The sequence below is a fragment of the Actinotignum inguinis genome (assembly GCF_051265835.1).
GTDB lineage: Bacteria > Actinomycetota > Actinomycetes > Actinomycetales > Actinomycetaceae > Actinotignum > Actinotignum timonense.
In genome coordinates, this window is sequence record NZ_JBOZDP010000014.1 from 49,087 (window position 1) to 55,160 (window position 6,074).

6 protein-coding genes are annotated in these 6,074 nt (G+C 59.5%); 4 read left to right on the top strand and 2 right to left on the bottom strand.

What is annotated here, in order from left to right; all coding sequences use genetic code 11:
- Positions 1 to 49 precede the first annotated feature (49 nt).
- From ACRQFC_RS07290 to ACRQFC_RS07300, 3 genes are all read left to right on the top strand, one after another.
- On the top strand, positions 50 to 1,486 hold the full coding sequence (locus ACRQFC_RS07290; protein ID WP_284890348.1) for a hypothetical protein: 1,437 nt from the start codon (positions 50 to 52) through the stop codon (positions 1,484 to 1,486).
- Between the two features lie 100 nt (positions 1,487 to 1,586).
- Positions 1,587 to 2,522 carry an alpha/beta fold hydrolase gene (locus ACRQFC_RS07295; RefSeq protein ID WP_284890347.1) on the top strand — a complete coding sequence of 312 codons (936 nt, stop codon included), beginning with the start codon at positions 1,587 to 1,589 and terminating at the stop codon, positions 2,520 to 2,522.
- Positions 2,523 to 2,602: 80 nt separating this feature from the next.
- Positions 2,603 to 3,280, top strand: coding sequence for a Crp/Fnr family transcriptional regulator (locus tag ACRQFC_RS07300; RefSeq protein ID WP_026429058.1), 678 nt, complete (start codon positions 2,603 to 2,605; stop codon positions 3,278 to 3,280).
- 260 nt (positions 3,281 to 3,540) lie between these two features.
- Here the strand turns inward: ACRQFC_RS07300 and ACRQFC_RS07305 are convergent, their stop codons facing one another.
- Complete coding sequence (locus ACRQFC_RS07305; RefSeq protein WP_284896921.1) at positions 3,541 to 4,092, bottom strand: RloB family protein; 552 nt, start codon at positions 4,090 to 4,092, stop codon at positions 3,541 to 3,543.
- A 35-nt stretch (positions 4,093 to 4,127) separates the two neighbouring features.
- Positions 4,128 to 5,420: an AAA family ATPase gene (locus ACRQFC_RS07310; RefSeq protein ID WP_284896920.1), complete on the bottom strand. Its 1,293-nt coding sequence runs from the start codon at positions 5,418 to 5,420 to the stop codon at positions 4,128 to 4,130.
- A gap of 326 nt (positions 5,421 to 5,746) precedes the next feature.
- Here ACRQFC_RS07310 and ACRQFC_RS07315 point away from each other — a divergent pair, with 326 nt between their 5' ends.
- Positions 5,747 to 5,935: a transcriptional regulator gene (locus ACRQFC_RS07315; RefSeq protein ID WP_284896919.1), complete on the top strand. Its 189-nt coding sequence runs from the start codon at positions 5,747 to 5,749 to the stop codon at positions 5,933 to 5,935.
- The last annotated feature ends 139 nt before the right edge of the window (positions 5,936 to 6,074 follow it).

The following is a 6,074-nucleotide window of genomic DNA, read 5'->3' on the forward strand; positions in this document are numbered from 1 at the left end:
CGCGTGATTTCTGGCATATCTTTGAGAAAGAACTATCAAGGGAGGACCCATGTCTACGCCAAATGACCCGTACACTACCGCGTCGCGCCGGCCACTGGATGATGACGATATTCTCGAGCCCATTGCCGAGGACCATCTCGCAGATCAAGAAACCGCCTACCTCCCCACCACTCAACCTCCTGCTCCCGCCCCCGTTTTTTCGAACGACGACGCCGCTCCGTTCCCGCCAGCTCACCCCGCTGCGGAAGCCACCAGCGAGCCCTCCTCTTTGAATGATTCCGCGCCCGTGAGCGCCGCTATGAAGGAACCCGAAGGCGAAACCGCGGGCCAACCCGAAACCGCGAGCCAGCCCGAGGGCGCCACCACCGAAACAGAGCAGGCCGCCTCGGCTCAGCTCACTCCGGAAGAAGCCGAGGCCGCGCAGGCAACCAGCGAAGAGCCCACCGAAGCGACACTTCCTGCTGAAGCCACCCCCGCCGAACCCACCACGCCAGCAGCACTCGCACCGGAGGGATCAACCCCGGAGCCAGCCGCGCCGCGGCGTCGTTCCGTATCTGAATCACTGGCAGCCGGAGCTTTCGATGATGGCTACCAGGCGGAAAGCGCCGCCCCGGACCGCGAATACGCGAACCTCGCGCAGGCAGCCGGGGTGACCGCAACCGTTCCCGCAGCGTCCGCCGGCTCGGAAACCGGTGCCACCGCGAACCCCGCGACCGCCGATCCCTACGCCCCCGCAGGCTCAGCTCCGTACGCCACCGCAAACACGGACCCGTACGCCTCCGGGGAAGCGACCGCAACCGCGCTCTACCCGCCGGCCGGTGAGTTCGGCGAACCCGGCGCAGAACCGGCAGCCTCCACCGCCGCCCACGCCGTGGGCTTCGATGCCCCGGTCTTCCCGGCCGTGCGCGAGGAAAGCTTGGAAGACCAGCGCACCTGGGCGGATATCGCCGAAGTGGAGCCGATTCCAGATGCCCCCAAGGGCCGGGTGTGGACCCATATCTGGGTCGCGGCGGTGACGCTGCTGCTGCTCCCGCTGACCTGGTATCTCATCTCGGACGCGGTGGCGCGCCTGCACCTGGCTCGTCCCATCGCCCTGGAAACCGCCCCGGTTAATGTGGCGGCGCTCATCGAAATGGTCGGCGGCATCGCGCTGCTCGTGGTTATTGCGCTGCTCGCGCAGCTGTCCTCCCTAGGCGCGCTGCTGTGGGGATCAATCTTGGCTGTTGCCGGTCTCGCGGGGCTTGTGCTTCCCGGTTATGCGCTGCGCGGGGTGCACTGGCTTGATTCGCTTATCGGAGGATTCAAGCCGATCACGGATAATATCGTGCACCACTTCGCCTACGACCTTGCGTTCGGTGGGTTTATGCTACTGGGCGCGGTGCTGGTGGCCATCGGAGTCGCGGCGCACTGGGCGCGCTCTCGCGGTTCGCGGCGCGCCCGCGCTTTCACGGTGCGCGAATACCGCCTCTCCGAAGACGAAGCGTAAAAAGCCGGGGCGACGAAAAGTCCGCGCAAAAACCCGCGCGCAGAAAACCCGCGCTTAGAGAACCCAAAGCCTACCCAGCCCGAGCGTAACAAGGTACCGTATGAGCTCACTTCCCGCCGATAATTCCTGCGTATGGATCCCCGGTCCGTGGGAACATCGCCTCGTGACGGCCAACGGTGCGCAATTCCACCTGGCCTATGCCGGGAGCCACTCGACCCGCACGCCACTGGTGCTATTCGTGCACAGCTACCCGGAGTACTGGTACGCCTGGCGCCACCAAATCGAGCCGGTGGCGCAGGCCGGGTACGAAGTTGCGGCCGTGGATCTGCGGGGCGTGGGAGGCAGCGATAAAACGCCGTCGGTGCAATCGGGGCCCGAACTGGCCCAGGACCTTATTTCGCTCACCGAATCCCTGGGGGCGAGCTCCGCGGTGATTGTGGCGGCCGGCTCCAATGCGGCGCTCGGGTGGGCGGCGGCGGCCATGGCCCCCGATATTATTACCGGGCTCGTGACGGTAGCCAGCCCGCATCCGCTCGGGCTACGGCATTTCGGACGCGGTATTCGCCCGCGCGGCCTGCTCGGTTTACTCACCTCGCGGCTGGGGAATCGTTCCCCGCGCGCGCTCGGGGACGCCCGGAATATGCGCCGGCTGCTCCTGGAATGGTCTGCCCCGCACAGCCACGGCGCCGCGGACGAAGCCGAACAGTACGCCGCTGCCATGCGCCTCCCGGAAGCGGCGGCGAGCGCCGTCGAACAACTGCGCTGGACCGCAACATGGAGGCGCCGCCCCTCCGGAAAAGCCTGGCGCGATATCCTCTCCACTCCCGTGGATGTGCCGGTGTGGGCGGTGCGCGGCCTGGCCGATCGCATGATTAATGAGCGGGCCTGGGCTGATGATCGTTCTTTCGCTACCGGCTCCTACCGGCTCATTGCCGTGCCGGGCGCCGGGCATTTCATCCCGGAAGAATCTCCGCGCGAATTCACTAATATCGTGCTGGATTTCCTTTCTCAACTCGAGCGCTCGGCCCGGGTATGAGACATTTTCCGTGAATAATGGCAAAATGTGACATGAGACTACTTCAGGAATATTCTGAGTACATCGGAGGAAGGCTAGAGATGGATACCAGCGTTTTACGAACCGTGCCCCTTTTCAAGGACATGGATGAGGAAAGTCTCGCCGCTCTCGGCGCGATGATGAGCGATACGTCCCTCAAGCGGGGCGAATCGCTTTTCCACGAAGGCGACCAGGGTGATCGCCTTTACATCGTCACCGACGGCAAGGTGAAGCTCAGTCACACGTCCGACGACGGGCGCGAAAATCTGCTCGCCGTTCTCGGACCCGGGGAAATCATCGGCGAACTTTCGCTCTTTGACCTGGGGGCTCGCTCCTCCACCGTCACTGCCATTGCGCCGACGCATCTACTTTCCCTCGCGCATCGCGATATGAAGAATTTCATCGAGGAGCACCCCGCGCTGGCCATGTCGATGCTCCGTGAAATGGCACGTCGCCTGCGCAATACCAATGAGAATCTTGCTGACCTGGTGTTCTCGGACGTTCCCGGCCGCGTGGCGAAGGCGCTGCTCGACCTGGCCAATCGTTTCGGCGAGCGCACCCCCGAAGGCGTGTACGTGGCGCACGACCTCACGCAGGAAGAGCTCGCGCACCTCGTGGGCGCTTCGCGTGAAACGGTCAATAAGTCTCTGGCTGATTTTGTTTCCCGCGGGTGGATTCGGCTCGAAGGTCGCGCCGTGCTGCTCCTGGAGATTGGTCGCTTGCAGCGCCGCGCCCACTAGTCTCCACGTTTCATACTTAGATTTAACGCGAACGCGGGTGGCTGGGCCCTGTCCAGGGTTCCGGCCGCCCGCGTTCGCGTGCCTTCCGGGCCCGTTTCCTTACGGTTTGGTACGACGGCGCAGCTATCGGCCATCGCGAACCTCAACAGTCACACCAGCACCTGGCGAGGGGGCATGTGTTGTCGGAGCTGTACTTCGCATGTACGACATCCGCAGCACACCCCGGAAAAACACCCGGCCCAGTGAAGGACGCCCGGAAACTACGGTTCTTGCAAGCCCAAGATTAGCTTGACGAACTCGCCCATTGATGTTGTTCCCGACTGATCAAACCATTTTTGTAGCCCGCTATGGTCGATGGCATGAAACCTGGCTCTTTTCACGGCTATCTCCGGGTCAAAGTACTTGGCCTGTATATTCCCTTTCTTGTATCTGCCGACGTGTCTTTCCAGTTCTTTTATGCAGTGCTTCGGGGAAGAGTGAGGCGGATTATCAGCGAAATGGAGGCATAGCCAGAATTCGAAACAAGGATTGGAAAACGCGATAATGCGCTTGTGCTTTCCGCGTGTTTGCGCCGCCCAGGCGGCGAGCGCCTCCAGGTCGGCCTCCTTATTCGAATCCCGGTCGGTCACGATGACAACAATGTCCCCTGTCAGAAGCGACTCGTATTTCTCTTCCCTTTTTGCGTCCTCGATAAGGTTTGGCAGCGCGCTTTGATTGCGAACCGAAATCCTGGTAAACGTATATTCGTCTTGGGCTTTCGCGAGAACTTTCTCGATATAGTCGAACTCCGTCTTCCCTTCACACGCGACCAAAACCCGCTTCTTTACGGGGCGGCGGGAGTGTTGACCTACCCGACGCACGGGATGCCTCCCAGCCGGCCATCCAGGTACACCTTGCGCAGAGATTTACCTTTGCGCAGGTCTTTGGGGGCGAACTCCGAGAAGCTCACCAGTTCCGACTCACGCCCCTGTGGATCCTTTTTCTCGGTGAACCATAGTTCGTCGCGTCTCACTAGCCGCTCGTCGAGAAGTTCTGTCTCATGGGTGGTGGCGATGAGTTGGCTCCGGGAATCCTGCGGTCGCTCTTCCAGATAGGCCCGAATAATCGCCTTCGTGAGAGAGGGATGCATGGAGTGTTCCACTTCGTCCACAACATAAACCCGCGACTCATCGCGAGTACTAAGATCGAAGAGCATGGGAAGAAGCTCAAGGAAACGCCGGGTGCCATCAGATTCGTCGGCAATAGAGAATGTCACGCCGCCACCGTGTTGAGCACACAGGCGTTTGCCAACCATACGTCCATCTTCCCAGGTGAAGAGGTAACGGTCGCGATCCGACATGGCAAGGATGCGCTCACCATCCCGCACCTTATCTTCAACCTCAACAAGATCTATTTCAGAGAAGGGAAGGCGCTCGGGTGAAACTTCTTCTAGGTAAAGCTCCTCAATGCCCGTATCTGCGGTTGCAAGCTGCGCAGACATAGCTTCACGGAGCAGCTCATCGGTATCGATATGTTCTAGGAGCGGGACGTACCACGTCTCGGGAGTGATGATCTGCAATGACTGCGCGAACCACGCATACGCGGCTCGAAAAACTTCCGGCGCGCGCTTATCGCCACCCAATTCACCAAGCAAGGCCTTCCCATCGGCGATAACGGTGGAGTGCGCCAGCACAATCTTGTCATTTGCATGAACGTGAATAGCCACCCCTGACTGGGGCGACCGCACGAATTGCGATCTTTCTTCTCCGTTAGTCAAGATGAGATCGAGCTGCTCGGCCACAATCACCGAACCGTCCCACTCAAGGTAATAGCGGAAAGTCTTCATCACCCCGCCTACCGGAGTGGAAAATTCCACCTCAAAGAGGCTTGCAGCCCCAGAAGTATCCGCATATTCATGGGGCGTATGGCGCACCCGTTTTTCCGGGTAGGCAACGAGCGTTTTCAGCGCATCGAAAGCGCGCACGAGGGTTGTTTTACCCGAGCCGTTGGCGCCAAAGATGAGTGCGAGCGGAAGCCAGTTATTTTTACGGTAATGAGTGAGTGTTTCTTTATGCCCGCGTTCATTCGTGGCTTGCATATCCAAAACCACTTCGTCACGGAAGCAACCCCAATTGGCCACTTTGAAGTAGTGGAGCACCACTATCACCCCTTTCCCGGGCGCTTGTTGCAGAAATTCTACCAGAACCCACCTTCTTAACGGGAGGGTATACAGGACCCAGGTTCGCCAACATGGTCCGGTCGAAGGAATGGTCAAGGAAGCCGCGGCTTTCGTAACGGGGAATTCGGGTAATAGACAAAAGTGGGTCTTATATCTGGGGTTTGCCCTGTCATAGCGACGAAAAGTTGACCATTATATCTCTACATGTTATAATAGCCATATTTTTAACAACTACTTGACACCGACCGTCCCCGCCATCGTGAAATTTCCGAAAGGCTCGCTCGTAAGATTCTCGAAAGGAGCAAGAAGTGACAACACTAGATACCACGGTCACCCGTGACGGAAATTGGTGGGTCGCCGAATTTACCCTTAACGGAAAGGAATACGGCACGCAGACGCGCTGCCTTGATCAGATTGAAGAAATGGTTAAGGATGCCGCGGCGCTTATTACGGGAGATCCTCTCGATAGTTTCGCTGTTAACCGTCGAAACCCCTGAATTCACGGAGGATATTAAAAGGGCTAATAGACGGTCCGCAGCCCCGTCCACAGCCCCTTTTGGGGTTAATAGACAAATGGTGGGTCTTATATCCGGGGTTTGCCCCGCCATAGCAACGAAAAGTCGGCCTTATTGAGGT